This is a genomic window from Exiguobacterium sp. s64 (assembly GCF_018618035.1).
Lineage (GTDB): Bacteria > Bacillota > Bacilli > Exiguobacteriales > Exiguobacteriaceae > Exiguobacterium > Exiguobacterium mexicanum_A.
In genome coordinates this window covers 1-24,236 of the sequence record NZ_JACSLH010000002.1, presented here as the reverse complement: position 1 = coordinate 24,236, position 24,236 = coordinate 1, and the positions used below count along the sequence as shown (strand labels likewise).

Below are 24,236 nucleotides of genomic sequence, written 5' to 3'. Positions count from 1 at the left end.
TTTTTAAAGAATTGGGCTGAGCAAGCGTGACACGCTCTCTTTGAAACGGATCCATTTCGTTCGTGTCTCATAACGCTCAATCGTTAACCTGTCGGCACATGCGAGGTCGCGATCGAATGCATCGATGACAGACTGGGCCACGACCTCATCATAGACGAGCGCCGAGATCTCGAAATTGAGTCGGAAACTGCGGGCGTCGATGTTCGTCGTGCCGATCGAGGCGACCTCGCCATCGATGACGAGCGTCTTCGCGTGTAAAAAGCCGCCTTCATACGTATATACCTCGGCCCCGTAGCGGACGAGCTCGGCCGCATTCGTATACGTCGCCCAGTAGACAAACATGTGATCCGGCTTGTTCGGGATCATCAGGCGGATTTTCGTCCCGGACATGAGCGCATTGCGGCAGGCGTCGAGGAAGCTGGCGTCAGGGATGAAATAAGGGGTCTGGATGTAAATCGTCTCTTTCGCCTCGGTGATCATCTTGACGAGCATGTTTTTCAAGTGCTCGGTCGATGAGTTCGGACCCGATGTGACGATTTGCACCGGTGATTGGGCCGTCTCAATAAGGATGGACGGCCAAATGAAATCCTCTTTCTCGGCTCGATGCTTCGTCGGTACGGCACGGTTCCAATCGAGGAGGAAACGCTCGAGCAGTTCTCGGACCGCCTCCCCTCTCATCCGTAGATGCACGTCGCGCCAATAACCGAACTGACGGTTCGTCCCGAGGTATTCATTCCCGACGTTGAAACCACCGATATAGCCGATCTCCCCATCGATGATACATAGCTTTCGGTGATTCCGGTTGTTGACGCGGAAGTTGATACCGAGGCGTGACGGGAAGAACGATTTGACCTCGCCGCCGTGCGCGAGCAGTTGTTTAAAATGGGAACGTCGCAATCCGCGGGAGCCGACGGCGTCATAGAGCAGACGGACCTTGACCCCTTCCTTGGCCCGTCGCGTCAAGGCCGAGATGAGCGCCTGACCGAGCGAGTCGTTTTGGATGATATAGTATTGGATGTTGATTTCCTTTGTTGCCACCTCGATGTCATGGAACAACGCCTCGAACTTCTGCTCGCCGTCATGGATGACTTGAATTGCATTATGATACGTCACGAGCGCATTCGTGGAGGATAAGTTCAAGCGGGCGAGGCGACGATACTTGGATAAGAGCGGATCACTGGCGAACAAGCCGCCATGGGCGTCGAGCTCAGTTAACTGGTTATGGACGTGTTCCGCGTATTCATGCCGTCGTTCCTCGTCGACTTGGTAGAAGTTATTCGATTTGATCAAGCGTCCGAAGAAGATATAGATGAAGAATCCGAGCAGCGGCACGAAGAATAGAACAAGTAGCCAGGCCCACGTCGACCCGATATCGCGCCGTTCGAAGAAGATGATGGTGACCGCAAACGTCACGTTGAGGATGACCAATACGATACCGAGTATGCCTAGAATGAATTCTGTCGTGACCATCTCGATTTCCTCCTTTTGTCTCTTGTTTACCCATTCTTCGTAAGAATGAAATGCTCGTTTACAGGTAAAGGGATAGACACACAAAAAAACACCGCGCCTGCGGTGTTTTTAGGGTAAATCGATTAGTTTAAGACTTTGATTGTGATTGATTTACGACCAAAGTTGAGCGCTTGCTCTCGTGTCGGCATCAAGATATCGATTTTGTTACCTTTGATGGCGCCACCAGTATCTCCAGCGATTGCTTCGCCGTAGCCTTCAACCCATACTTTAGAGCCGAGTGGGATGACTGAAGGGTCAACCGCGATGACTTTTTGGTTCGGGTTCGAGCGGACGTCGATTCCTGTTGCCGTGATTCCTGAGCATCCTGCACAGTATGGTGTGTAAGCCGTTGCTTCCACAGTCATCGTCTTACCTGAAGCCGGAGCTTGGGTTTGCGTTGTAGACGTAGACTGTTTCGTCACTGGTGCAGATGTTGATGCTTTTGGTTTAGCGGCTGGTGCGCTGTTCGCAACCGATGCTGCTTTAGCACCTTTTACAGAGAATTGTTGACCAGGGAAAATGAGATCTGAATTAAGACCGTTCCATGTCATCAACTGTTTGACAGATACGCCGTTGTTTGTCGCGATGCGATACAACGTGTCACCTGATTTTACTGTATACGTTTTTGAAGCGCTTGAAGCTTTAGCTTCTGACTTCGCAAGCTTCAATACTTGGTTTGGATAAATCATATTAGAGTTTAAGCCGTTCGCTTGTTTGATGTCATTAACTGATACACCGTTGTTCACGGCGATACGGTAAAGTGTATCTCCAGACTGAACTGTGTGTGTTGATGCTGCCGAAGCTGGAGCAGCGACTCCTAAACTAAGGCCAGCGAGTGCCGTTAGTGTCAATAGTGGTTTTTTCATAAGAATATTCCTCCCTTTTCTAACGCCCCCTTACTGTAACACCTGTATATTTCACTGCCGTTACAGGCTGATATGAGAGTGATATCAGTTCAGTTACAGAAGCTTTCAGCGAGATGAGAGGAATCTGAATTTTTACAATCCAAATACAAATGGCTTAGTTGAGCCAATTTCAGCTATACTAAAGAGAAGAGAAAGGAGGTTTTAGTCTTTGGAACTATTACTGCTATATTACATTGTGACTAATTTCCTAGCGTTTATGTCATTTTACCTCGATAAACGTCGTGCTAAATCTGGGGAATGGCGCATTTCGGAACAAACGTTACTCATTCTCGTTTGGATCGGTGGCGCATTCGGGGCCTATCTCGCGATGCGGTTCTTCCGTCATAAGACATTGAAACCGAAATTCCGCATTGGTGTTCCAATCGCCATCTTAGTGCATGCGGGTGTCACCGGTTGGTTCATCTTTTGACGCCATTATATAGAAGGAACTTGTTCAATCGCCACGTAGAAAATTCCGATAAAATGTCTTGATAGACGCTTCGTGGTGAAAAAGAAGTGTGTCCATCCGGTGTTAAAACGAAATAAATGTTCAATTATTGAGGTGTTCGGATGAAGGTTGAAGGAAATCTGATTGATATCCAAGAGTGGACTGAAACGACGATTGAGACGACGATCAAAGTGAATCCGCTGTTTCAAATCTGGTTAATCACGAACGGACAACTCGACCTGCTCGTCAATGGGACACGGTCTCGGCTCCGCTCCGGGATGGCGTTGATCTTAGACCGTGGACAAATCGTGAAAGTTGAACCGAAAGGAGAGCCATTTCGTTTGGTCGTGATCTCCGTCGAGCCGTTTGACCTATTCTCTCCGTCGCTTGCGGAGTTGTACGTGACACCGCACGCCGAGACGTCGCGTAGTAAAGTGTTGCATCCCGGTGAACCAGGAGATAAGCCCGTCCTCGACATAATCGACAAAGTGATTCGCAGCCTGAAGAAGAAGTCCTCGTTCGCGTTGCTCGATGCGAGCTTACAGCTCGCAGTCATTTGGCGCTATTGGATTCAACAGCCGCAAAGCAGAACGAAACATCATGTTCAGGAACGGATGCGTCTCATGCTCGCCTACATACATGACCATGACACGATGAAACTGACGCTCGAAGACATCGCAGCAACGGGTGGTCTGAGCCGGGCGGAATGTTGCCGCTACTTTACAAAATGGGGCGACACATCGCCGCTCGCTTACGTCCAGAACGTCCGCATGCATCGTGCGGCGCGCCTCGTCGAGGAGTCGAAGGAACCGATCGCCGATCTAGCGCATCGTCTCGGCTACACGAGCGTGAGCCATTTCGTGCAATCGTTTAAAAAAGTCCATGCGGTGACACCATTGGCGTACCGAAAGCGACAGACATAACAAAAGCCGACAATCGTGTCGGCTTTTTCTCGTTAACGGGCGGTCCACCCGCCGTCCGCTTTCAAGACGTCGCCATTGACGAAACTCGAATCATCGGAGGCGAGGAACAACGCGACCTTGGCGATCTGCTCCGGTTCACCCATCGGAGCCTCCCCTGCCCCTTGGATGGCTCGCATCCCGAGTTCGCTCGGCGCGGTGATGGTGGCGCCGATATTCGTATTGACCCCGCCCGGTGCGATGGCGTTGGCCCGAATCTTGTTGAACGTACCGTACGTGGCGGCGATATTTTTCGTCAAGCCGATAAGTGCGTGCTTCGAGGCGACGTACGAGGCACCGCCGCGTGTCCCGAACAGGCCACCGACCGAGGCGTTATTGATGATGACGCCACCCGTTTCTTGCTTGTCCATGATGTTGATCGCGGCCCGTGCCAGTTTCATCGGTCCGGTCAAGTTGACGGCGATGACCCGGTCCCACATCTCGTCCGTCACTTCGCCGACGGTCAAAAAGTTGTCCATGATGCCCGCGTTGTTGACCAAGATGTCGAGCGAGCCGAACGTGCTCGTCGCCGTCTCGACCATCTTGTCGATATCTTCTTGTTTCGTGACGTTCCCCGAGACGCCGACGGCTTCCCCGCCGCTCGCTTTAATCTCTGAGGCGACCGCTTCGACCGAGTCCCCGTTCATGTCGATGGCGACGACGCGTGCCCCCTTCCTCAGCAAACAGTTTGGCGATGGCCCGACCCATCCCTGACCCGGCCCCGGTGACAATTGCCGTTCTACCCGATAATTTCACACCGCATTCCTCCTTGTTGAGACAACTCAAGAGCGACAGAGAAAACGACAAGTGCAACCTGCTCACGTGTCATTAGTCTATACCTGGATTTGGGTGAAAACGTATCTCCGTTTGAAAGAATCTGCTTCTGTTCCAATCACTAGTCACGTACAATGGAAAGATACAGATATTGGGAGTTGGAAGGTGGGATTCAATTGAATCGTTATCATGCAGAAGTGATGGGAAGCGGGACACCCGTTATATTTTTACCGGCTGGAGGATTCACCGGAGAAGAAGGTCGTTCACTCGCTGAGGTGCTATGCGACGACTTCGAGGTGCATTTGCTGGATTTGCCAGGGTTCGGGCGAAGTGAAGGGATTAAGCAGGTCGTGACGTCCGAACAGTTGGCGGATTGGGTCAACGACTACGTCGTCACACATCGAATCGGACCCGTCCATGTGATCGGGCATTCACTTGGAGGTGCGATCGCTCTCGCTTTCGCCACGCGTTATCCCGAGCACGTGGAGCGGCTCGTCTTGCTCGATCAAGGCCATAAGGCGTTCCCTCGCGTTCCGTTGAGAGAGTATGGCGTGTTCGGCCTTGCCGTCCCGCTCCTGAGCGGACTTTATCGTCTGTTCGGACCTCGACTCGTCCCGAAAATCGAGACGAAGGTCATTTCAGATGAAGGTACATCTCCAGTTACAGCGGAACAGGTTAAGACTTTCTGCGCACAGACAGGCCTCTCTGAACGAGACGAGATTCGGCGCGCGTTGGACGACCCGGCTAAGCTCGGACGAGGCGGATTGAATCTGTTGTTCGGCTTTTATCAGCTTGACATGCCGCAGCTCATGCGTTCACTGCAAGTTTCAACCTTGCTTATTTACGGCGATTTTGTCGGATTAGACGACAAAGAAGCTCGATTGACGCGTTCGGCCATCACGGAGCTGCAACGGCATGAGTTGCCAATCACTTACATACGCATGACAGGCGGCCACTTCGTCCATTGGAATCCGGCGTTCCCGATCGAACAAGTGCGACAGTTCTTACAAACTGAGAAAGCGAGCGGTCTCTAATGAACCGTCAGCAAAAGATTGTCCTCATTCTCGTGTTCATGTTTTTGGTATCATCCGGAGTTGTCTGGGCATTTGATTCGACGAAGCAGCCACAGTTGCCCGAGGGAGCGGAACCGATTCTCACCTACCCCCTCGATGACCGTGACATGAGTCTCCGCTTTTTCATGAACAGTTACATCGTCGAGGAATGGAGTGAAGAACCGGTGGCGCAAGGCATAGGACTTGAACTTACTGTCGACGACCGGGTTCAGTCGATTACATCTGAATCGCTGTCCGAGGAAGGTCTCACGTGGTCGACTTTCGGCCAATCGTGCGGAGATACGTCAGCATGTGCCCCATACGACATCCTTTACGGGATGAACCACGGCGAGACGACCCGGGTCGTCGTCGAGTTGAACGGAGACAAATTCGAACCGGAACTGTTGAAGACAAAGGCCGGGAATGATGTCTGGTTCGTGCTCGTCGACCAAATCGAGTCGATTGAGTCAATCACTGGCTACGATGCTGAAGGGGATATATCGTACCGCTTCAACAACTAAAAAAAGAGACGGAGGACCGCTGTCCTCTCATCTCTTAGCGTTCGCAGGCGATAAAGTCTTTGTCGCGGTCTTTCGATTTGTTTGCTTCATACAGCGTGGCGCTGACATACGGCTTGTACTTCGTCTTGCCGCCTTTGTTTTTCGTCGTCTTCGTCTTGGCGACCCCGCCCTTGTACGTCTTATTCAGTTCTGTGCAATTCTTAAATTTTTTAGGTGCGGCGTCCACGGTTTCTGACGGCGCGACGCTCAGCGTGAACAACGCGATGCCGGCGATGGTCGCGCGAAGTAGCTTTTTCATAGTTTTCCTCCTAGGTAACAAACGATATGCGTTACCATTCTCGTTCATTATAGGAGGGATTAGGATAACTAACCTGATTTATAAAATGTTCAAATGAAAGGACCATCACATTGACCTTATCACCGTTTCATATCGACAATAATAATGAACAACTTTATCAAGGGAATTTGCTTGTTTCGGAACACGAGATAGTTGAACCGCTTACTTTGGAGTTCATCGAACGGTTGGTGTTTGGTCCTGAGGCCATCAAGTGTTTGATCACCCGACACCATTCTTCGCGGCGGATCCAGTTAGAAGAACAGCCACTCGACCAACTACAGACATTGTGGGACAAGACATTCAAACACCAGATCACCTTTGATCATGCGTTTTCTCTTGACGACTTTCCGAACGGATCTTGTTGGACGATACGCGTCTGGCAAGGACACGACTGTTGGTATCTCGTCTTTACCGAGCATCACTGATTTCATTGTTAACAAACCCGCAAAGAAAGGGAATTAGTTATGGACTTACTTATATTGATGCAGGACCGGGCCCTCCCGCTACTGTTGCTCGCACTGTTTCTCATGCTGAACGTGGTGTTTGTCATCGCGATTTGGAAACGACGTCTTCACTTCTCCAAAGCATTTCTCGTGTTCGCGAGCTCTCTCGCATTCCTCCTCATGACGTCGTCGGTCATCCTGATCCTATTCACAACGTTCATCGGCTACAACCAGTGACGTCTGCTATCCGATGACATCCGTATCGAAATCATCGAGTCCCCTTACCATGTTCGAAGTATGATGAATGCAGAAAGGAGGGAATGCTGATGCTTGAATCACTGAACCGATTGATGGACCACATCGATCAACATTTAACAGAAGACATCACGAGTGAGGATATCACACGCATCGTCGGGGTATCCGACTATCATTTTCGACGCATGTTTTCCTACATGGCCGGGATGACGCTCAATGAATATATCCGAAATCGTCGGCTGTCAGAAGCGAACAAGGACTTGATTCATGGGAAATCGGTCACGGACGTGGCGTATACGTATGGATACCAATCCGTCGACGGGTTCTCGCGAGCGTTTCGAGACTGGTGTGGCTTTTTACCGTCTGAAGTGATCAAGAACAAGATTCAAAAGTCATTCCCGAAATTCACTTTCTACATCGACATCAAAGGAGGAATTTCAATGGAATTCAAATTAGAACATAAACCTTCATTCAACGTCGTCGGCGTGTCCAAACACGTCCCGATTCAATTTGAAGGTGTGAACAATGCAATCGTCGAGTTGGCGCAGTCAATCACGGAGGAACAACGAAGCGAGATGCATCAGTTGGCGGACCTTTATCCAAATCAAGTGCTCAACGTGTCGTACGACTTCGATGAAGGCTATTTGGACGAAACGGGTTCACTCACGCACATGATTGGCTTCGCGACGACGCAAGATAATCCGTATGCAGACCTTGAACAGATTACAATCGAGTCGAACCTGTGGGCCGTTTTCCCGAATGCCGGCCCGTTCCCGGAGACGCTCCAGGAGACGATGGCCAAGACGTATGCCGAATGGCTGCCGACGTCGGGCTACGAACTGGCAGACTTACCGAGCATCTCGTTCACGAAGCATGATGGCCCATCGGACAACGTCTATAGCGAAGTGTGGGTGGCGGTCAAACCGAAAACGACGTAAGCACAGAAAAATACCTCTTGAAGACAATTGTCTTCAAGAGGTATTTTCGTTTACTTCGAAGGCTCGTACGCGAGCGCTTCCCCGTTCGTTTCGATCACATGCTTATACCAATCGAACGAGTCTTTCTTCATCCGCTCCATCGAGCCGTTGCCTTCATTGTCACGGTCGACATAAATCATGCCGTACCGTTTCTTCATCTCGCCCGTCGTGAACGAGACGATGTCGATGATGCCCCATGGCGTGTAACCAATCAAGTCGACGCCGTCATAGACGACCGCTTGTTTCAACTGCTCAATATGCGCCTTCAAGTAGTCGATGCGGGCCGCATCATGAATCTTCCCGTCGACGATCTCATCGACAGCACCGAATCCATTCTCGACGATGAAGAGCGGGATTTGATAGCGGTCGTACAATCGGTTGAGCACATAACGGAGACCGACCGGGTCGATCGACCAGCCCCAGTCGCTCGACTTGATGTACGGGTTCTCGACGCCGTTCGGCAGACCACCGTTGACGATGTCGCCGCTGTTATCGGCGATGACATCACTCTTCACGGTCGTCGACATATAGTAACTGAAACCGAGGTAATCGACGGTCCCATTCTTCAAAATCTCTTCGTCCCCATCGAGGAACGGGATTGAATAGCCTTCACGTTCAAATTCGTTCAAGGCGTAGCTCGGATAGACCCCGCGCACTTGCACGTCCGGGAAGAAGTAACGCTGACGCATCATTTCTTCAGCGAGCATGACATCGTCCGGGTTCGACGAGTACGGATAAATCGGAACGTGTGATACCATCGCCCCGATTTCGAAGTCTGGGTTGATGGCTTTCCCTTTCGAAACAGCGAGGGCGCTCGCAATCAACTCGTGATGGCCCGTCTGATACATGATTTCACGGGCGTTCTCCCCTTCTTCGACGATGACGCCGGAGTTCGTCCAGAGGAAGAGCGGGTTGTTGACGTCCATCTTGTTGTTGATCTCGTTGAATGTCATCCAATATTTGACCTTGTCTTTGTAGCGGTCGAAACACACCTCGGCGAAGCGGACGAAATGGTCGACGACGGCACGGTTGCGGAACCCGCCGTACTCACGTGCGAGGTGAAGCGGCATCTCGAAGTGGGACAACGTGATGATCGGCTCGATGTCGTGCTTTAACAGCTCGTCGAACAAGTCGTCATAAAATTGGAGTCCTGCCTCGTTCGGTTCAGCATCGTCCCCGTTCGGGAAGATCCGGCTCCAACCGATCGACGTGCGGAGACACTTCAAGCCCATCTCGGCAAAGAGCGCGACGTCCTCTTTATAACGGTGATAGAAGTCGATTGCTTCATGGTTCGGATAAAATTCGTCCGGCTCGACCTTGTCCGTGATGCGACGCGCGACGCCGTGAGCGCCGGCCGTCAACACGTCGACGACGCTCGGCCCTTTGCCGTCGGCGTCCCAGCCGCCTTCAAATTGATGCGCGGCGAGGGCGCCGCCCCATAGAAAGTCTTTTGGTAATGTCTTCATCGTAGTTCCTCCTTATTGATTAACAATCGTGAGCATTGGTGTCGTCGTGTCTGTATGATTACTTGCTTGGACGAGTACGTCAGCGTATGTCGCGCTGTTCGTCACGATGACAGGTGTGATGCTTGAAATATTATATGCGGCAATCATGTCGCGGTCGAACGTCGTCAACACATCGCCCGCTTTAAAGCTGTCCCCGTCTTTGACGTGTACGGTGAACGGTTTCCCATCGAGCGTCACCGTATCGAGACCGACGTGAATCAACAACTCGATTCCCGTGTTCGAACGGAGACCGATCGCATGTTTCGTCGGTGCGACCATGACGACCGTCCCGTCAAACGGTGCAATGACCTTATTCCCGTCTGGCTCGACGGCATAACCTTTACCCATCGCCCCGGAGGCGAATACATCGTCCGGAACATCGCTCAAGGCGATGACTTTTCCAGAGAGCGGTGAAGCAATCGTCTCTTCCTGGACGAGCGTCGCACTCGCTTCTGCCGTCGCAGGTGTTTCCGTCACTTCTGTCACTTGTTTGGCCGTGTCTTCTCCGAAACCGAAGATTTGAATCAAGACGACCGGAAGGATGATGGCAATCGCTGTCCCGATCAACAGTCCCCAAATCGAGGTCGGCACGTCTTCACTGATTCCGTTCACAAGGGTGAGCGGACCCGGGAGACCAGCGTAAGCGAAGTAATACGGGTTGAAGAAACTGGCCACGATGGCTCCGACGGCCCCCGAGATACATCCAAAGATGAACGGTTTCTTGAAGCGGAGTGTCACCCCGTAAATGGCAGGCTCTGTGATTCCGAATAGTCCAGTAATCCCAGCCGAGACACCGACTTTTTTGATTTCTTGGCTCTTCGCTTTCAAGATGACACCGAGAACGGCGCCGACTTGGGCGATGACGGCAATCGTCTGATATGCCTGGAATGAGTCACGGCCATACAAGTCGAAGTTTGCGAGCACCATCGGCGTCACACCCCAATGGACCCCGAAGATGACGATGACTTGCCAGAGACCACCGATAATTGCGCCAGCGAGCATCGGGGCGTTCTCCGCTAAGAAGTTGTAGCCGTTGGCAATCCCGACCGCACCCATCGTCGTGATTGGTCCGATGACGAGAATCGTGAGCGGCACCATGAGCACCAAACTGAAGAACGGTACGAACAAAGGACGAATGACCTCGTTCATGTGTCGGTTCAAGAACCGCTCGACGTAGGATAAGATCCAGACGAGGAAGAGCGGTGGTAATACCGATGACGTATACGTCGTACCTGTCAAGGCGAGACCAAGGAAACTGATCGTCTCCCCTGACGTGATGCGAGCCGCCATCTCGGCCCATGTCGGACTGACCAAGGCCGCACTGGCTGCGACGGAGATGAACGTGTTCGTCTTAAAGTGTTTCGATGCCGTGATGGCGATGAAAATCGGTAAGAACGTGAACGGTGCCCATGAGATGAAGCTGAACACTTCGTACGTCCCCGTCTCGGCGAAACCGTCGAACAACAATGTCGTGATGATGAGTATCCCTTGCAAAATCCCGGCTGCGGCCAAGATATAGATGAACGGTGCGAATACGGCGGACATCGTAGCGATGATGCGGTTCAAGACGGTCCCCTTGTTTCCGTCTTCGACCTCAGTCCCTTCGATTTGCACCAGTTTCGTGAACTCATCGAACACTTCCCCGACATGCTGCCCGATGACGACCTGGAACTGGCCACCCGTTTCGACGACCGTGATGACCCCCGGCATCGCCATGACTTGTTCTTTCGCCTGCGGATTCGACCGCTTCAAGACGAGACGGAGTCGCGTCGCACAGCGCGCCGCATTGATGACGTTGTCTTCCCCTCCGACGGCCTCTAAAATATCCCGAGCCAATTTTGAATAATCCCGAACTTTACTCAACTGAACACCCTCCTTTGATGTAACGCTTACATTTTGTACACTCTTACTATAATTGTACCGGTACAATTAATCAATAGCGATACAATAAATAGTTTGTGAACGTTTCGTAGACATGTGTGTGGTATAATGAAGGCAACATTTTCAAGTAGATGAGGGATGAGCGTGCTTAAATATCAACAAGTGGCAGCAGAGATTGAACAGTACATCAATCAACATGATTTGAAGCAAGGAGATAAACTGCCCGTCCTCGAGCAGTTGATGAGCCAATATGCCGTCAGCAAGAGCACGATCACGAAAGCACTCGAATTGTTGGAGCGGAAAGGGGTCATCTTTCAATTGCGGGGGAGCGGCATCTTCGTCCGGCGCCACAACCGTCCGGGCTATATGAGCCTGTTCTCGACACAAGGGTTCAAGAGCAACCTTGGTGACCGGGTGTTGACGTCGGACGTGCTCGACGTCTCGGTCACGAAACCGGACGCGATGGTCGCACAGAACCTTAGCATCGACGTGACGGATGACGTCTATCGCGTCGAGCGGGTCCGCTTCGTCGACGGCGAGGTGTTCTGTTACGAGGAGTCGTACTATGTGAAGGCGATCGTGCCGTATTTGAACCGAGAGATCGTCGCCGACTCGATCTTCGATTACGTACAGGGCGCACTCGGCGTCACGATCGGCTTTTCGGACATGTACATGCAGGTCGGTCGACTGACCGAGACGGAAGCCGGCTATCTAGGTTTACAGACGGAGGACCCGACGCTCCGCATCGAGACGATCTTCCATCTATCGAATGGAAAGCCGTTCGACTATTCACGCATCACGTATCATTACGAGCACTCCCAGTTCGTCGTTCAGGCGAACGGACCATACATGTGAAAACACCGCTCTACGCGATTTGCGTGGAGCGGTGTTTTTGTATGGCTCAGACGAGCGGTTTTCGCTTTAAATCAATCACTGACGTTTACATTTCACTTTCTCCATCGCCTTCGGTAAAAAAGATAAGCGAGCGGGAGCACCGCCAACAACGCGAGTCCGAGCATCCAATAGGATTTCGGCTCTTTCGTCTGAACATCACTAGAACCACTAGTAAGGGCATCCTCCGCGGAACTTTGAGTGTTTGAACGTGTCTCGACCAAGCGTTTCTGATACATCTCGAGCGTGATCGTGTCTCCGCCGATGAACCGTTTCGCATCGGTCGTCAAGGCGGTCAACGTCTTTCCATCATAGTCAAACCAGGCATTCTCTCGCGCGGAATGGACCAATGTACCGGACACATCAGCTAAGGCAATGGCCAACTCGTCGCCATACCCGAACGTGGAGAAGGCGAAGACACCCGGCTCTTGCTCGTACGTGCCGATGACATTTCTCGGCTCCCCATCTTGTAGGACGGCTGATACGTACTCCTTGCTCGAGACAAACGTACACATTTCGTCCGACGAATAACAGGATTGCGCGGCAATCATCACTTCATGGAGCGAACCGAACGAGATGGCGCGACTTTCCGTCAAATGATAGTTACTCGGGTCGTCACCTTCGATATGGTCGAGGACGATTGACTCGAAATGTTTTTCAGCAAAACGCTCCGCGGATCGTTCAGTCGGCGCGGCAGCTGCTGACGTAGCACCGAACGTGAAGATCCCGGCTAAAGCGAATGTTTTGATCAGGCGGAACATATCTTTACTCCTTTCAACCGACAGACATCTGCTTGAGCAGTGACGCGTCAATCCGAATCAGTTCCGCATGCGGATGCTTCTGTCGCTCGATGATTTGATTGAACCGTTTCGAAGCGACGAATCGATCGGATTCATGAATCCAGGCGAGGCGCACAAGCGCAAGCCGCAACTGCTTGCGACCGTCACTCATCCGTAGGTGGTCGATATGATTATCAGCATCGAGCCGATTAATGAACAGCTCGACTTTACAATCTTCCTTCACTAAATAGGATACCAGATATGCGGCCTGTTGAATCAACTCTTCGTAACGTGCATGGAGGCCATTCCCTAGCGGACCGCTCAAGTCGAGCACGAGCGTGAACGTATCGAGGTTTTGGCGTTGATACACTCTCGCCTGAAGTTTTCCTGTCTTGGCTGTAGCGACCCAGTCAATCTGTTTGACCGGCTCTTGCTCATACCGTTTTGTGCTTTGAATCATCAACGGGTCGTTGAGCGGTGAATGTTTGACGAGTCGGTCCCCCATCCGTACCAGGCGTGAGTCAAATCTGTTCTGTCTCGTGATGGATGGGAGTATGATCCAGGATGGAAGCGTATGATCTGTGACGAAGATGGTGCCAAGCCAAAACGGGAGCCTGAACTGAAGTGTACATTCATTGACTTGGACGGGCCCGCGCTGTTTCGCATGGATTGGAAGCGAATAGGTCGATTCCTCACGAAGTTGAATGACATGTACGCGCTGATCTTCGTCAAACGTCAAGCCGTGTCCCGTGACCAGGCGGACCGATGTCGGGATTCCGAGTTCTTGGAGACATTCGACACCTGTCACCTCCATTCTTAGCGAGACACGGTCATTTACGAACAACAACTGCTCTTTCTGGTGGAACGATAAACGTGTCCCTTCGACAATTTTCTGCGTCAGCCATTTCCGAATCAGCATCAATCCTAGAATTGCTCCAGACAGATAAGCGAGCGGCCACACATATGGGAACCATATGAACAGAAGTAGGATTCCGGTATAGGCCGGCCATAGCTTGTCGTCTAAAAGTGACGGTGTGCTCACTTCGACTTGTCGCATCTTCACACCTTCTCGACCGGTACATCAACTCGCTCCAAAATGTCAGCGAGAACTTCCCGTTTCGTCGATTTCACGTCCCCTTCGAGCGTGAGCGTCAAGCGGTGTGCCAGAACATGCGTCGCGACGGCTTGGACATCTTCCGGGGTCACGAATTGACGGTCTTCTATATAAGCGTAAGCTTGAGACGCCTTGACGAGGGCGAGCGTCGCGCGAGGACTGGCTCCGACTTCGACGAGCGGATGATGTCGTGTCTCTTGGATGAGGGCGAGCAGATAGGTGACGACGTCGTCATGGATACGGACCTCCTCAACTGCTCGCTGCGCTGCTAAAAACGTCTCGGACGACATGAGGGCATGAACGATGTGGCGTGTCTTAGAAATTGTCTGAAGAATCAACTGTCGCTCCTCCCCTGCTTCAGGATATCCGACTTGAAGGGACATCAAGAACCGGTCGAGTTGAGCGTCGGGCAAGGCGAACGTCCCTGCCGACTCGATCGGGTTTTGTGTCGCGATAACGAAGAACGGTTCCGGCAGTTGATACGTGACTCCGCCGATCGAGACTTGCCGCTCTTCCATCGCCTCGAGCAAGGCGGATTGTGTCCGGGGGACGGCTCGGTTCACTTCATCAATCAATAAGATGTTGGTAAAGATCGGTCCCGTCCGATTTTCGAACGTCTGTGTCTGCATGTTGAAGAAGTCAGAACCGATGATATCGGTCGGAAGCAAATCGGCCGTGAATTGGATGCGCGTGAAATCAGCTTCAAAGCTCTTGGCGATACTTTTGGCGAGTAGCGTCTTCCCGGTACCCGGGACGTCCTCTAACAAGATGTGCCCGTTCGCGAGTAGCGCCGTGCAGCAGAGGCGCGTGATTTCAGGTTTTCCGAGATAGATTTGGTCCAATTGTTCCAATACACGTTTGATGGTCATGAGGGTGTCTCCTTTTCTAAACGAAGTAAATAGGCATCAAGCTGTTGCTTGAACGCTTCTTCCCGATGTGGCGTGACCTTGACTTGGTCGTAACGGGTCTCTAAATAGCTCAGCAGTGAAGCATCGAGTTGGATACGGCGCGCCCAGGCGGATAACGTCTCGAACGTCCGTCGACGTTTTTCTGGCGGTAGCGCTTGTTCGAATTGAATCAAATGTTGCCGCAACGGGGAATCTGGTAGCGGATGAGCGGAGCGTTTTGCCTCTTCGAACGTTTCGTCTGTCTCTTGCCTTGAGTGGAGCCTCTCGTCTATCGGAACGGCTTCCCTCCCCTTTTTGTGGAAGGGTCTACGCCACATCCATACACCAATCAAGAGAAGGATTGCGCTGAAGATGTAAGGTAACAGGGAAAGGCGATCGGATTCACTTGTGGATGGTTTGCCGTATGACGGAGACGAGTCATTCTCATCTTCCCTTGGTGTGCCGCCTTCATCATCTGATGGCCCAACAACCGCCCCTGCTTCAGAAATACCGGGCCCGGAATCTACGTCACTACCATCTCCACACCAAAAATCCGTATCGACGACCTCAATGATTCCAAACAACTTTCGCTTGTCATGACAGTCCGTGACCCAACTCGTGATGGGGCTTCCAGAGATGTCCAACCCTTTGAAGTAGGTATAAGCAAGTTGACCTGAAAATGAAATAAGTGCGACAACCAGTAAAGAAATCAAGACTGCTGATACAAACAGAACTTTGGCTTTTCTCATGTAACGACCCGTATGTGAATATGTAGATTCGACTGCATCCCATTCAACGGCTCCTTTCATTCATCGATTCCATTTAATCCTTTTTTTGGAAAAAGTGTTTGGGAGGATTATAGCATATCGGAAATGCAAGTCAAACAAGGTTTTACGTCAGGTAATATTCATTGCAGGAAAAACATATTGCCCAAAGACGTCACGTTGCACTTTCATGAGACCAGACTCGATATCCATTCCGTTAGTCGTGTAATGAAAAGAGACACTCACGGAGCTTGGGATTTGATTGAAAACATAGGCGAAGACAAGAAACGACTATTTCTCTATTTCATGGGTGCGAAGGAAGAGGTCGTTATTCCGCTAAGCAGCCCTATCTTAAAGGAGTCCGAGCAATAAACGCTTCGAGACTTGCCAAAACAGCACCTGAATCCTGAATTGGTAAATATGAACAGTGGAGCTCGGCAGCTCTTAAGTTGATCATGCTTTCACTTCAAGCGCAATTGAATTCGGATTCATAAGAAGCCAATCTCTGCTCCCTTCCTCTCATCCCTCTTCATAAGCACACCTCAGTTATCCTTACTTCAAACAAAAGCCCCAACCAATAAAACGAATTGATTGGGGACCAGGTATCACAACTGCGATGCTCGAAAAGTATGTAACTTGTTTCGTCATTGTTGAAGAATCTCTTGATATTTGTAGCCTTCTAAGATTTCATGATCTTCTTTGAATGTCCAATCTTGAATCGAAAGCTCTGGATTTGATTCTAAGTAATGGTTGAGGATGTCTTTTCCTAAGATATAGTTACTCCAGCGAGGAAGATTCTTTTGCTCATTACCGACAATAAAATCGTTAAATGTTGTTTCATAATTATTAACAAGACTCGCTACATGTTCCTTTGTCTTCTCATCTATTGGTTCATGCCAAGGAGGTGATACGCCTTTGACAATTCGATCTGCAAAAGCATCTGCCTTCCCTTCTAATATGACAGAATTTAAAACCGAACTAATCATAAAGTTTGGTGTGTCCCGAAGAATCAAGTGATGATATTCATGTGCAGTCGCATAAGCAAGAATATTTTTATCGAAGTCTTCATTCAGATAAAAGACAAAAGAGTCTTTATATGCATTTCCACTAACCCCACCCAGTGACTCACCGATAAAGGCAAATTCTGAATTGATTGGTACGAGGAAAATCGTACTTTTCTTTTTAGGAAGTACCTTATGTGAAGCGAGGTAGGTTTTTATAATCGTTTCTTCAATTTCATCATGTTTGCCCATCAATATATCGATTCGATTTAGGAGTTCTTGCTCATAGGATGTCGATTTCATCAAAAAGTTACCTTTCAAATCCGCTGTTCCGAACTTCTCCTTTTCTCCAATCTCCTCTATGTAATCAAGAACGAATTCTCTAAAAAATTTTCTTTTCTGTTCTGGATCATTCGTCTCAAGTGATGCTTCCAAATATTTTTGATATTGTGTGTAAAGTGGCACAATTTTCAATTCACTATCCTGGTTGATTTTCATGGTCTCAGGTTGCATATCAATACGTTCTTTATCAATTTCTATATTTTCTTCATCACCCACACATGCTGATAACAGAATTAAAGGAATACAAAGTAAAATGATAGTCAATTTTTTCAATTGAACGGCCTCCGTCTCTTTTTAAACCATCAAGTTTTTATCATGTTGATGCTTTTTGCTCTCCGTAAGAAGTAGTTTTGTTATATAAATAACTCTTCTCATATATGTTAAATTGTACCATATTTTCTATCGATTCACCTTCTGAATGCTTATATGGTAACTCGAGACTGCCATAATCGTTTTTTTCGTTTACCTTGAGTGTCGTACTCATTTTTAATAATTAATCACAAAAAAATTCCCCGTTCATTGAACGAGCAACCAGACTTCCCCACTACGCATATAATCTTCATCTTGAATCAGCTCGTGAAACCGATGCACGTCGACGTCCTCCGGAAGGTTGAGTCTTTGCAGAAGTATATAATCTTTGGACAATGGCGTCCACGTCTGCTCAGACGTATTTCGTTCCATGAATGCCTTTAGTCGTGCATCGTTCTCAAATACGAGAAGTTCGGACTGCCAAAGCGACGGTAGGTCGATCAAGACGACTACCCGGAACCGCTCCTCTTCTCGGAGACGTACGAGACGTGAAGAACCCTCAACCATCGCTTCGATGATTGCTTTCTGAATTCGGCTGTTCTCCTCTACCGATAGTAAGAACGGTTGATCGATTGGGATTTTGTTATGCCAATACCCGTCGTGGAACGTCGTCGGGAACGAATGGGTCTGTTCGTCGACATACATGCGCAACCGTTTCAGTCTTCGTCTAACACCGCGTACTTTCGCTCGTCTTTTCAAGATGTTCTTCCTAAGATGGCGTCGACTTGTTGCTGGTGGTGCCGGTCATGTTCGATGAACTCGGTGACGATGTAGGCAAGCGTATACGGGACACCTTGATGCGGGCAATGAGTCGCTCCGTTCGCCGTCGTCTGCGAAGTCAGCGTCTCTTGACGAAGTGACGTTAGCGCTTCTACGAGCGAACTCCGACTTGTTTTGGCTAATTGGAGCACGTTTTCTACCGAGAGACGTTTTGATTTTTGGGTTGCTCGCGCGTTAAACGAGTCGAACTCAGGGAAGATCATCCCTTCCCCGTTCTTGACGGCCGGGATGATGACGTTCAACAGATGGTTGTCCCAATGGGCGATGTGAAGTACGATCGTTTTGATTGACCATTTGTTGGTCGAAATCGAGTTCTCCCACGTCGTTTCATCCAATTCCGTTAGCGTGTTAAGCCATTTTGTATAGGATGCAAACTCGTCGATGACGTTTGAAGTGTTCGTCATGAAAGTGTCCTCCTTCGGTTATAAGCTAAGAAAATTGTATCATGTTCCGGCAGCTTATCTCTGAGCTTCGTCAATCAAGGAATACTTGGTGGGGGTGATTGAGCCTCACTTATGCATTTAAAGGGATAGACCTCTTTTTATTGGTTTGAGGAGTCATCCCGTCGATTGAAATTGAACCGTAAGTTACCATCACGCCTTGTGGTGACGGGACCATAGAAAGGGGAAACGCATCCAACCAGTCCGCTGATGTCGGAAACGCATCAGGTGTCCAGTCGAGCTCAAGTTCGTGCCCGGCAAGCGCGTACGAGAATGGCATATGGCGATACACGTCAACGAGCAGTCGTTCGATTTGCTGTGTGAACGCAGTTCTCGATGCAGGATGTAAAACGACATCATTCCACTTTACATCGATGAGAATCCCGACATAGGTGTCCATCTCTTGAAGGGACACGGTCATCGTCATGTCCACGTCTCTAAAATAGTTGCTTCGTAAATGGATAGATCCGTAATGCCCAACCTGAGCAAAGTCGGGATCTGTCGTTGTCGTCCAACTAGTGCCCGCCTCATCCTGACTGTATATCACGTTTATGATTTCCCCACCGCTACTTAACAATTCCGCACATACATTTTGAGCAAGTTCAAGTAACGGATAATGGCTCGGATATGCCATCCCGATGGAAATGAATCCGCCTGCTTGGTCCATTCAAACACCTCCTTTGTTTCATCATACAAAAAAGCGGTACCGTATACACGGTACCGCCCTATCTTATAGCCAGACTGGTAAAGAAAAGAAAACTAAGAACAATACGGTCAAGACACCGACGACTGGACTGAGCGACCGATAGCCCTTCTTGAACAAGACGATCATCGTGTAGGCGATGAATCCGAGCCCGATGCCATCGACGATGGAATACGTGAACGGAATCATGATGATGACGAGAATCGCCGGGAAGGCATGCTCCCAATTGTCGAGTGGGAGATGCTTCACGTTCTGGAACATCATCATGCCGATGATGATCAACACTGGCGCGATTGCCGTCACCGGAATGATCGCGAACAGCGGCAACAATAAGAGCGAGACGACGTACAGGCCTGACGTCACGAACGAGGCGATGCCGCCCCGAGCGCCGACCGAGATGCCGGCCGCGACCTCGACCGTCGAGACGGTCGGGCTCGAGCCGAATAGGGCACCGGCCATCGTCGATAACCCTTGGGCGACGAGCCCTTTCGGGGCATCCGCATCCTTGCCGATGGCGCGCGTCTGATTCTGGATCAGGCTGATGTTCTCGATCAGCAAGACGAGCGTCAATACACCGACGGCGACAAGGAAGATCGGTGACGCCGACTCGGCGAACGAGACATTTCCGAACACGGTGCCGAACGACTCGAAGAACGGCATGAGCGCGAACTCACCGGTCCAGTCGAGCGTTCCCATGACGGCGCTCAAGCCGACCCCGAACGCAATCGTCCATAGGAAACTGCTCGGTCCCATCTTCAAGAAGAGAAGGATGGCCACAAAGAGCGACAGGAACGCGACCTGTACCGGCCGTTCCCCGAGGTCTCCGATGTGAAGCAGTGCCCCGCCACCGCCCGAGACGATCCCCGCCGCCTCGAGTCCGATCAAGATAAGGAACAGGCCGAGCCCGACCGTCAATCCGTCATGAATGATCGGCGGAAAAGCGTTTGCCAGTTTCCTCGCCACTTTCGTTACCGTCAATAGGACGACGAGCGCTCCTGAGACGAACGAGACGGCGAGCGCGCCTTGCCAGCTCAGCCCCATCTGCAGGACGAGCGTGTACGTGAACAGCGCGTTGATGCCCATCCCTGGTAACAGGAGCAGCGGCAAGTTGAACAGCCCTGCGATGAACGTTCCGATGATGCTTGTCAAAATCGCTCCGACGAGCGCTCCCTCGAACGGGAGTCCGGCTTGTGTCAAGATTGCCGCGTGAACGGCCGGGATGTATGCTGTCGCCAGAAAGTTCAGCACGCCCCCGTATGTTTCTGTTTTCCATTCTGTTTGTTTTGCCATAGGAATCAATCCTTTATTGGCACCCTCACCCACCCATGTGGTTATACACACGAGATTGATTATATCCTGTCTGACCTCTGACATACAAGCTATTATTGGTTCAAATCCATCTTTGGACCCAGTCATGAGACCCATTCGGACGAAAGGTTCATTTTATAAAATAAGAACAAACGTTCCTGTTTTTATCATCTTTTTTGACAAGAATCTGCTATAATGAAGAGGCAGGTTAACGCAGCAATAGTGGGGTCAGCCGCCAAGTCCACAATGGAGGAAGGCGGTGGTGCGGATGGAACAACTATGGACCTGGGTCGGCGATTATGTGATCGTCCCGATCCTCGCTCCGATTATCGTTCACTTGGTGTTACACCAAACATCCGATCGTGCAACGTCTGAACGCACAAAAAAATGACCCCCTCGGCGCAATGAGATGGGTCACTTTCTGATTCACTAACCATTGTGGCGGCTGGGCCACTCTTAAAGTGGTAACCTGTACGCCAGAGGCCGGTGTGTCCAGCACCGGTCTCTTTCTACTTGCATCATACCATACTTGTTCCCATTTTTCAGTAACAGAAACACGAAAACGGTGAAGTTGACGTGACGAATGATATCTGGGCGCCAGACATCGATCCGAGAGCAAGCTTCTTGATTGATTGTTCAACAGTTCGAGGCAGAGCAAAGCGCTTTGCTTTTTTTAGATTTCATTTATGACTCCTTTAAGAATTCTTTAAATCTGCCATCTACACTGAAGACAGTTCAAATTCTTAGGAGGTTTATTCCCATGTATAATCAGAATTATTCAGTTATGTTCACAATCGAATCAGGAGTCGTTCTCATCCCACTCGCCATCCTCGGACTCATCACGTTACTCGTCTGGTCGTTTCGCAAGAAACATGTAAAAGCCGCACAAACTATTTTGCTTCTATCATTCGGGATATACTTATTAGGTGTCCTTCACTTCGTGTTTTTCCCGATTGACGTCAATTTAGGAAAGTATGCGAATCAAGTTCCGTGGTGGAGAACGATTAATTTTATTCCGATTTTGACCATCGATGTGTATTCATTTGTGCTGAATGTCGTGATGTTCCTCCCGTTCGGCTGTTATCTTCCATTTTTGAAACCGTCGATCACGAAAAAAGAAGTACTTAAATTAGGATTTCAGTTTAGTCTGATCCTTGAACTGACTCAATTATTGGTACGTACGACACTAGGCAGTGGACGAAGCACAGATGTGAATGACTTATTGGCAAATGCGCTCGGCGCACTTTTAGGGTTCCTACTCGTTCGTTTCGTCGTCCAATTTGCCCCGTTCCGACGTTTATATCAGAATTTCCAACTTTAATTCGTAAGGGAGTTTCAGGCATGACAAAAATCTTGTTAGTGGATGATGATGTCCAAATCGCAGAACTAATTGATGTGTATGTAAAGAATGACGGGTATCTCACGACGCTGGCAACCGATGGGGAAATGGCGCTTGCCTTGTTCAACCGAGAGCCGTTTGACTTAATCATCTTAGATTGGATGATGCCTCGGATGGATGGGCTTGAATTTTGTAAGCGGGTGCGTCAGACGAGCCAAATCCCGATTTTAATGGTCAGTGCCAAAGTGGGTGACCTGGATAAGATATTGGGATTGACGACAGGGGTCGATGATTACATCATCAAGCCGTTCAATCCGCTCGAGTTGATGGCACGTGTCAAAGCATTGCTGCGCCGTTCAAACTATAACCGACCAAGCGAGTCCTCAAGTGTGCAAGCTGGCCCCTTCCTGATCAATCGAGCCAGTCACACTGTCACGATGCAAGATCAGACGATTCGATTGACGGCACGTGAATTTGAGATCTTGTATTTACTGGCGAAACATAAAGGCCGGGTGTTCCGCTCTGAAGAGATATTTGAGACGGTCTGGCAAGAGCATGGTGTCGGGTCGAATCAGACGGTGATGGTTCATATCAGTAACATCCGTGAGAAATTACATGCCGTCGTGCCACATGAGGTCATCATTCATACGGTGTGGGGAGTGGGATATAAAATTGAGACATAATATATGGCGCGTCATAACGTTCATCCCGATGTGGAAACGTCTGATGTATGTATTGATTGCTTTCGGGGTCGCCACCCTGAGCGGTATGCTGTTGCTGCCTGTCGTCTGGTACTTTGAAGAGTCATCACGATTTGTGGAGAGTCTGATCATCGTGTTGTCGTATTTTCGCGAAGGTGTCATCGTCATGTTTTACAGTCTGGTGGTTATCGTTTGTCTCGTGTTGATTTATCAATATGAGCGCAAACGATATTTACAGTTTCACATTGAACGGATGACGTCACTTGTCGAAGAACTCCACTTCGACCGTGATTCGGATGAACGATCTGTTCCGCCAGAGCTAGACCGGTTGATGGCAACCGTTCGCGCCATCTCGGACAGTGCGGCAAAAGCGGAGCAGGAAGTGCTTCAAGCGGATCGCTTGAAACATGAGCTCGTGACGAACGTCGCCCACGACTTGCGCTCCCCGCTCACGTCGATCACGGGTTATCTTGACTTGATTCACAGCGACCGTTACCGGGACGAGGTGGAGTTGCGTCATTACATTCACGTCATTCATGAGAACGCGACCCATCTGAAAGGCTTGATTAACGATATCTTTGACTATACGTTTCTACAAAACGACCGGATCGCCCTCCAGACAAGCGAGGTCCGTCTCGATGAATTGCTCAATCAGCTCATCATGCAGTCGACGTTACGTCTCTCGGAAGTTGGAATGGAAGCTCGATTCAGCTCTTCAGCCGAACGTCCCATCGTGGAAGGGGATGCGTTGAAGCTAGTTCGTGTGTTTGAGAATATACTCGAGAATGCGATTCGTTACGGGCGTGACGGAACGTATATCGATATGTTCATCGACGATACGGATGAAGCGGTCCTTATCAACATGACGAACTACGGCGAGGATGCCATCCCCTCCCGTGACATTCCTTACGTGTTTGAGCGATTTTTTAGAGTGGAACAGTCACGCGCGCATTACACTGGTGGATCAGGTCTCGGTCTTGCCATCGCCAAGTCCATCATCGATTTACATGAGGGTGAGATTCACGTGACGAGCCAACCAAGAGAAACGACGTTCACAATCATTCTCCCAAAAGTCTCTCCCAATGCTGTCCATGAGAAAGCATGGCCCGTGTGACCTACACGCGCTATGCTTTTTTTGTGCTCACGCAAAAGATGATTAACTTCAAGCTCATGTTCGTGCGATTGCATGAAGACGACAAAAAAAGACAAGCCCAATCGCACTATGAACTGCTCCCCGTCAAGTAGACAGTGTAAATAATGAAAACCAACCTAGGCGGCTTGAGACCTGTATTCGACAGGACTCAGGCCGTTT

At 50.0% G+C, this 24,236-nt stretch carries 25 protein-coding genes and 1 pseudogene; 11 read left to right on the top strand and 15 right to left on the bottom strand.

Annotated features, from left to right (window positions below):
- Positions 1-3: 3 nt before the first annotated feature.
- Entirely contained in the window at positions 4-1,470 is a 1,467-nt protein-coding gene (cls, locus tag KNP64_RS03680; protein WP_052090124.1) for a cardiolipin synthase, read from the bottom strand.
- Between the two features lie 122 nt (positions 1,471-1,592).
- A complete protein-coding gene (locus tag KNP64_RS03675) occupies positions 1,593-2,375 on the bottom strand; it encodes a LysM peptidoglycan-binding and 3D domain-containing protein (protein ID WP_034777617.1) in 783 nt (260 codons plus the stop codon).
- Between the two features lie 208 nt (positions 2,376-2,583).
- Between KNP64_RS03675 and KNP64_RS03670 the strand changes: the two genes are divergently transcribed.
- Positions 2,584-2,844 carry a DUF1294 domain-containing protein gene (locus KNP64_RS03670; RefSeq protein ID WP_232939616.1) on the top strand — a complete coding sequence of 87 codons (261 nt, stop codon included), beginning with the start codon at positions 2,584-2,586 and terminating at the stop codon, positions 2,842-2,844.
- 140 nt (positions 2,845-2,984) lie between these two features.
- A complete protein-coding gene (locus KNP64_RS03665; RefSeq protein ID WP_214792067.1) occupies positions 2,985-3,785 on the top strand; it encodes a helix-turn-helix transcriptional regulator in 801 nt (266 codons plus the stop codon).
- 32 nt (positions 3,786-3,817) lie between these two features.
- Here KNP64_RS03665 and KNP64_RS03660 read toward each other — a convergent pair.
- Positions 3,818-4,577 (bottom strand): annotated as a pseudogene (locus KNP64_RS03660) (glucose 1-dehydrogenase).
- Between the two features lie 194 nt (positions 4,578-4,771).
- Between KNP64_RS03660 and KNP64_RS03655 the strand changes: the two are divergent.
- Together KNP64_RS03655 and KNP64_RS03650 are read left to right on the top strand one after the other, a co-directional pair.
- Positions 4,772-5,629 (top strand): alpha/beta fold hydrolase, encoded by an 858-nt coding sequence (locus KNP64_RS03655; protein WP_214792069.1) that lies wholly within the window; start codon positions 4,772-4,774, stop codon positions 5,627-5,629.
- Positions 5,629-6,168: a hypothetical protein gene (locus tag KNP64_RS03650; RefSeq protein ID WP_214792071.1), complete on the top strand. Its 540-nt coding sequence runs from the start codon at positions 5,629-5,631 to the stop codon at positions 6,166-6,168. The genes KNP64_RS03655 and KNP64_RS03650 overlap by 1 nt, the downstream gene beginning before the upstream one ends.
- 34 nt (positions 6,169-6,202) lie before the next feature.
- Here the strand turns inward: KNP64_RS03650 and KNP64_RS03645 are convergent, their stop codons facing one another.
- The gene (locus KNP64_RS03645; protein WP_113926645.1) at positions 6,203-6,466 is read right to left on the bottom strand and encodes an excalibur calcium-binding domain-containing protein; all 264 of its coding nucleotides are present in this window, start codon (positions 6,464-6,466) and stop codon (positions 6,203-6,205) included.
- A gap of 503 nt (positions 6,467-6,969) precedes the next feature.
- Between KNP64_RS03645 and KNP64_RS03640 the strand changes: the two genes are divergently transcribed.
- Both KNP64_RS03640 and KNP64_RS03635 read left to right on the top strand, forming a co-directional pair.
- Positions 6,970-7,185 (top strand): hypothetical protein, encoded by a 216-nt coding sequence (locus KNP64_RS03640; protein ID WP_214792072.1) that lies wholly within the window; start codon positions 6,970-6,972, stop codon positions 7,183-7,185.
- Between the two features lie 89 nt (positions 7,186-7,274).
- Positions 7,275-8,141 carry an AraC family transcriptional regulator gene (locus tag KNP64_RS03635; protein WP_214792074.1) on the top strand — a complete coding sequence of 289 codons (867 nt, stop codon included), beginning with the start codon at positions 7,275-7,277 and terminating at the stop codon, positions 8,139-8,141.
- Positions 8,142-8,191: 50 nt separating this feature from the next.
- Here the strand turns inward: KNP64_RS03635 and bglA are convergent, their stop codons facing one another.
- Positions 8,192-9,646, bottom strand: coding sequence for a 6-phospho-beta-glucosidase (gene bglA / locus KNP64_RS03630; protein ID WP_214792076.1), 1,455 nt, complete (start codon positions 9,644-9,646; stop codon positions 8,192-8,194).
- Positions 9,647-9,658: 12 nt separating this feature from the next.
- Positions 9,659-11,548: a beta-glucoside-specific PTS transporter subunit IIABC gene (locus tag KNP64_RS03625; RefSeq protein WP_214792078.1), complete on the bottom strand. Its 1,890-nt coding sequence runs from the start codon at positions 11,546-11,548 to the stop codon at positions 9,659-9,661.
- 162 nt (positions 11,549-11,710) lie between these two features.
- Between KNP64_RS03625 and KNP64_RS03620 the strand changes: the two genes are divergently transcribed.
- Entirely contained in the window at positions 11,711-12,421 is a 711-nt protein-coding gene (locus KNP64_RS03620) for a GntR family transcriptional regulator (RefSeq protein WP_214792079.1), read from the top strand.
- A 92-nt stretch (positions 12,422-12,513) separates the two neighbouring features.
- Here KNP64_RS03620 and KNP64_RS03615 read toward each other — a convergent pair whose 3' ends face one another.
- The 9 genes from KNP64_RS03615 to KNP64_RS03575 all read right to left on the bottom strand — a co-directional run bounded on the left by KNP64_RS03615 (position 12,514) and on the right by KNP64_RS03575 (position 20,866).
- Positions 12,514-13,218 (bottom strand): hypothetical protein, encoded by a 705-nt coding sequence (locus KNP64_RS03615; protein WP_214792081.1) that lies wholly within the window; start codon positions 13,216-13,218, stop codon positions 12,514-12,516.
- Positions 13,219-13,231: 13 nt separating this feature from the next.
- On the bottom strand, positions 13,232-14,293 hold the full coding sequence (locus KNP64_RS03610) for a DUF58 domain-containing protein (RefSeq protein WP_251126287.1): 1,062 nt from the start codon (positions 14,291-14,293) through the stop codon (positions 13,232-13,234).
- A gap of 2 nt (positions 14,294-14,295) precedes the next feature.
- Positions 14,296-15,219, bottom strand: a complete 924-nt coding sequence (locus KNP64_RS03605; protein WP_214792083.1) for an AAA family ATPase — start codon at positions 15,217-15,219, stop codon at positions 14,296-14,298.
- Positions 15,216-15,986, bottom strand: a complete 771-nt coding sequence (locus KNP64_RS03600) for a hypothetical protein (protein ID WP_251126286.1) — start codon at positions 15,984-15,986, stop codon at positions 15,216-15,218. Before KNP64_RS03600 ends, KNP64_RS03605 begins: the two co-directional genes overlap by 4 nt.
- A gap of 659 nt (positions 15,987-16,645) precedes the next feature.
- Positions 16,646-17,617, bottom strand: a complete 972-nt coding sequence (locus tag KNP64_RS03595; protein WP_214756613.1) for a DUF2268 domain-containing putative Zn-dependent protease — start codon at positions 17,615-17,617, stop codon at positions 16,646-16,648.
- A 243-nt stretch (positions 17,618-17,860) separates the two neighbouring features.
- On the bottom strand, positions 17,861-18,352 hold the full coding sequence (locus KNP64_RS03590; RefSeq protein ID WP_214792085.1) for a DUF3916 domain-containing protein: 492 nt from the start codon (positions 18,350-18,352) through the stop codon (positions 17,861-17,863).
- Positions 18,349-18,837, bottom strand: coding sequence for a DinB family protein (locus KNP64_RS03585; RefSeq protein WP_214792087.1), 489 nt, complete (start codon positions 18,835-18,837; stop codon positions 18,349-18,351). The genes KNP64_RS03590 and KNP64_RS03585 overlap by 4 nt, the downstream gene beginning before the upstream one ends.
- Before the next feature lie 109 nt (positions 18,838-18,946).
- The gene (locus tag KNP64_RS03580; protein WP_214792089.1) at positions 18,947-19,540 is read right to left on the bottom strand and encodes an Imm64 family immunity protein; all 594 of its coding nucleotides are present in this window, start codon (positions 19,538-19,540) and stop codon (positions 18,947-18,949) included.
- A 63-nt stretch (positions 19,541-19,603) separates the two neighbouring features.
- Positions 19,604-20,866, bottom strand: coding sequence for an NCS2 family permease (locus KNP64_RS03575; protein ID WP_214792091.1), 1,263 nt, complete (start codon positions 20,864-20,866; stop codon positions 19,604-19,606).
- Positions 20,867-21,152: 286 nt separating this feature from the next.
- Between KNP64_RS03575 and KNP64_RS14905 the strand changes: the two genes are divergently transcribed.
- The 4 genes from KNP64_RS14905 (at position 21,153) to KNP64_RS03560 (ending at position 24,038) form a co-directional block, all read left to right on the top strand.
- Positions 21,153-21,275: a hypothetical protein gene (locus KNP64_RS14905; protein WP_255417482.1), complete on the top strand. Its 123-nt coding sequence runs from the start codon at positions 21,153-21,155 to the stop codon at positions 21,273-21,275.
- 369 nt (positions 21,276-21,644) lie between these two features.
- Positions 21,645-22,205 carry a VanZ family protein gene (locus KNP64_RS03570; protein ID WP_214792093.1) on the top strand — a complete coding sequence of 187 codons (561 nt, stop codon included), beginning with the start codon at positions 21,645-21,647 and terminating at the stop codon, positions 22,203-22,205.
- A gap of 20 nt (positions 22,206-22,225) precedes the next feature.
- Positions 22,226-22,906 carry a response regulator transcription factor gene (locus KNP64_RS03565; RefSeq protein WP_214761566.1) on the top strand — a complete coding sequence of 227 codons (681 nt, stop codon included), beginning with the start codon at positions 22,226-22,228 and terminating at the stop codon, positions 22,904-22,906.
- Positions 22,896-24,038 (top strand): sensor histidine kinase, encoded by a 1,143-nt coding sequence (locus KNP64_RS03560; protein ID WP_251126285.1) that lies wholly within the window; start codon positions 22,896-22,898, stop codon positions 24,036-24,038. Before KNP64_RS03565 ends, KNP64_RS03560 begins: the two co-directional genes overlap by 11 nt.
- Positions 24,039-24,236: the final 198 nt, after the last annotated feature.

Bases quoted from the DNA above. Each gene is read 5' to 3' on its own strand.
- cls (WP_052090124.1), bottom strand. From the start codon at position 1,470: ATGGTCACGACAGAATTCATTCTAGGCATACTCGGTATCGTATTGGTC.
- KNP64_RS03610 (WP_251126287.1), bottom strand. From the start codon at position 14,293: ATGCGACAAGTCGAAGTGAGCACACCGTCACTTTTAGACGACAAGCTA.
- KNP64_RS03600 (WP_251126286.1), bottom strand. From the start codon at position 15,986: ATGAGAAAAGCCAAAGTTCTGTTTGTATCAGCAGTCTTGATTTCTTTA.
- KNP64_RS03580 (WP_214792089.1), bottom strand. From the start codon at position 19,540: ATGGACCAAGCAGGCGGATTCATTTCCATCGGGATGGCATATCCGAGC.
- KNP64_RS03645 (WP_113926645.1), bottom strand. From the start codon at position 6,466: ATGAAAAAGCTACTTCGCGCGACCATCGCCGGCATCGCGTTGTTCACG.
- KNP64_RS03575 (WP_214792091.1), bottom strand. From the start codon at position 20,866: ATGGCAAAACAAACAGAATGGAAAACAGAAACATACGGGGGCGTGCTG.
- KNP64_RS03650 (WP_214792071.1), top strand. From the start codon at position 5,629: ATGAACCGTCAGCAAAAGATTGTCCTCATTCTCGTGTTCATGTTTTTG.
- KNP64_RS14905 (WP_255417482.1), top strand. From the start codon at position 21,153: ATGGAACAACTATGGACCTGGGTCGGCGATTATGTGATCGTCCCGATC.
- KNP64_RS03615 (WP_214792081.1), bottom strand. From the start codon at position 13,218: ATGTTCCGCCTGATCAAAACATTCGCTTTAGCCGGGATCTTCACGTTC.
- KNP64_RS03570 (WP_214792093.1), top strand. From the start codon at position 21,645: ATGTATAATCAGAATTATTCAGTTATGTTCACAATCGAATCAGGAGTC.
- KNP64_RS03565 (WP_214761566.1), top strand. From the start codon at position 22,226: ATGACAAAAATCTTGTTAGTGGATGATGATGTCCAAATCGCAGAACTA.
- bglA (WP_214792076.1), bottom strand. From the start codon at position 9,646: ATGAAGACATTACCAAAAGACTTTCTATGGGGCGGCGCCCTCGCCGCG.
- KNP64_RS03665 (WP_214792067.1), top strand. From the start codon at position 2,985: ATGAAGGTTGAAGGAAATCTGATTGATATCCAAGAGTGGACTGAAACG.
- KNP64_RS03675 (WP_034777617.1), bottom strand. From the start codon at position 2,375: ATGAAAAAACCACTATTGACACTAACGGCACTCGCTGGCCTTAGTTTA.
- KNP64_RS03585 (WP_214792087.1), bottom strand. From the start codon at position 18,837: ATGACGAACACTTCAAACGTCATCGACGAGTTTGCATCCTATACAAAA.
- KNP64_RS03640 (WP_214792072.1), top strand. From the start codon at position 6,970: ATGGACTTACTTATATTGATGCAGGACCGGGCCCTCCCGCTACTGTTG.
- KNP64_RS03605 (WP_214792083.1), bottom strand. From the start codon at position 15,219: ATGACCATCAAACGTGTATTGGAACAATTGGACCAAATCTATCTCGGA.
- KNP64_RS03635 (WP_214792074.1), top strand. From the start codon at position 7,275: ATGCTTGAATCACTGAACCGATTGATGGACCACATCGATCAACATTTA.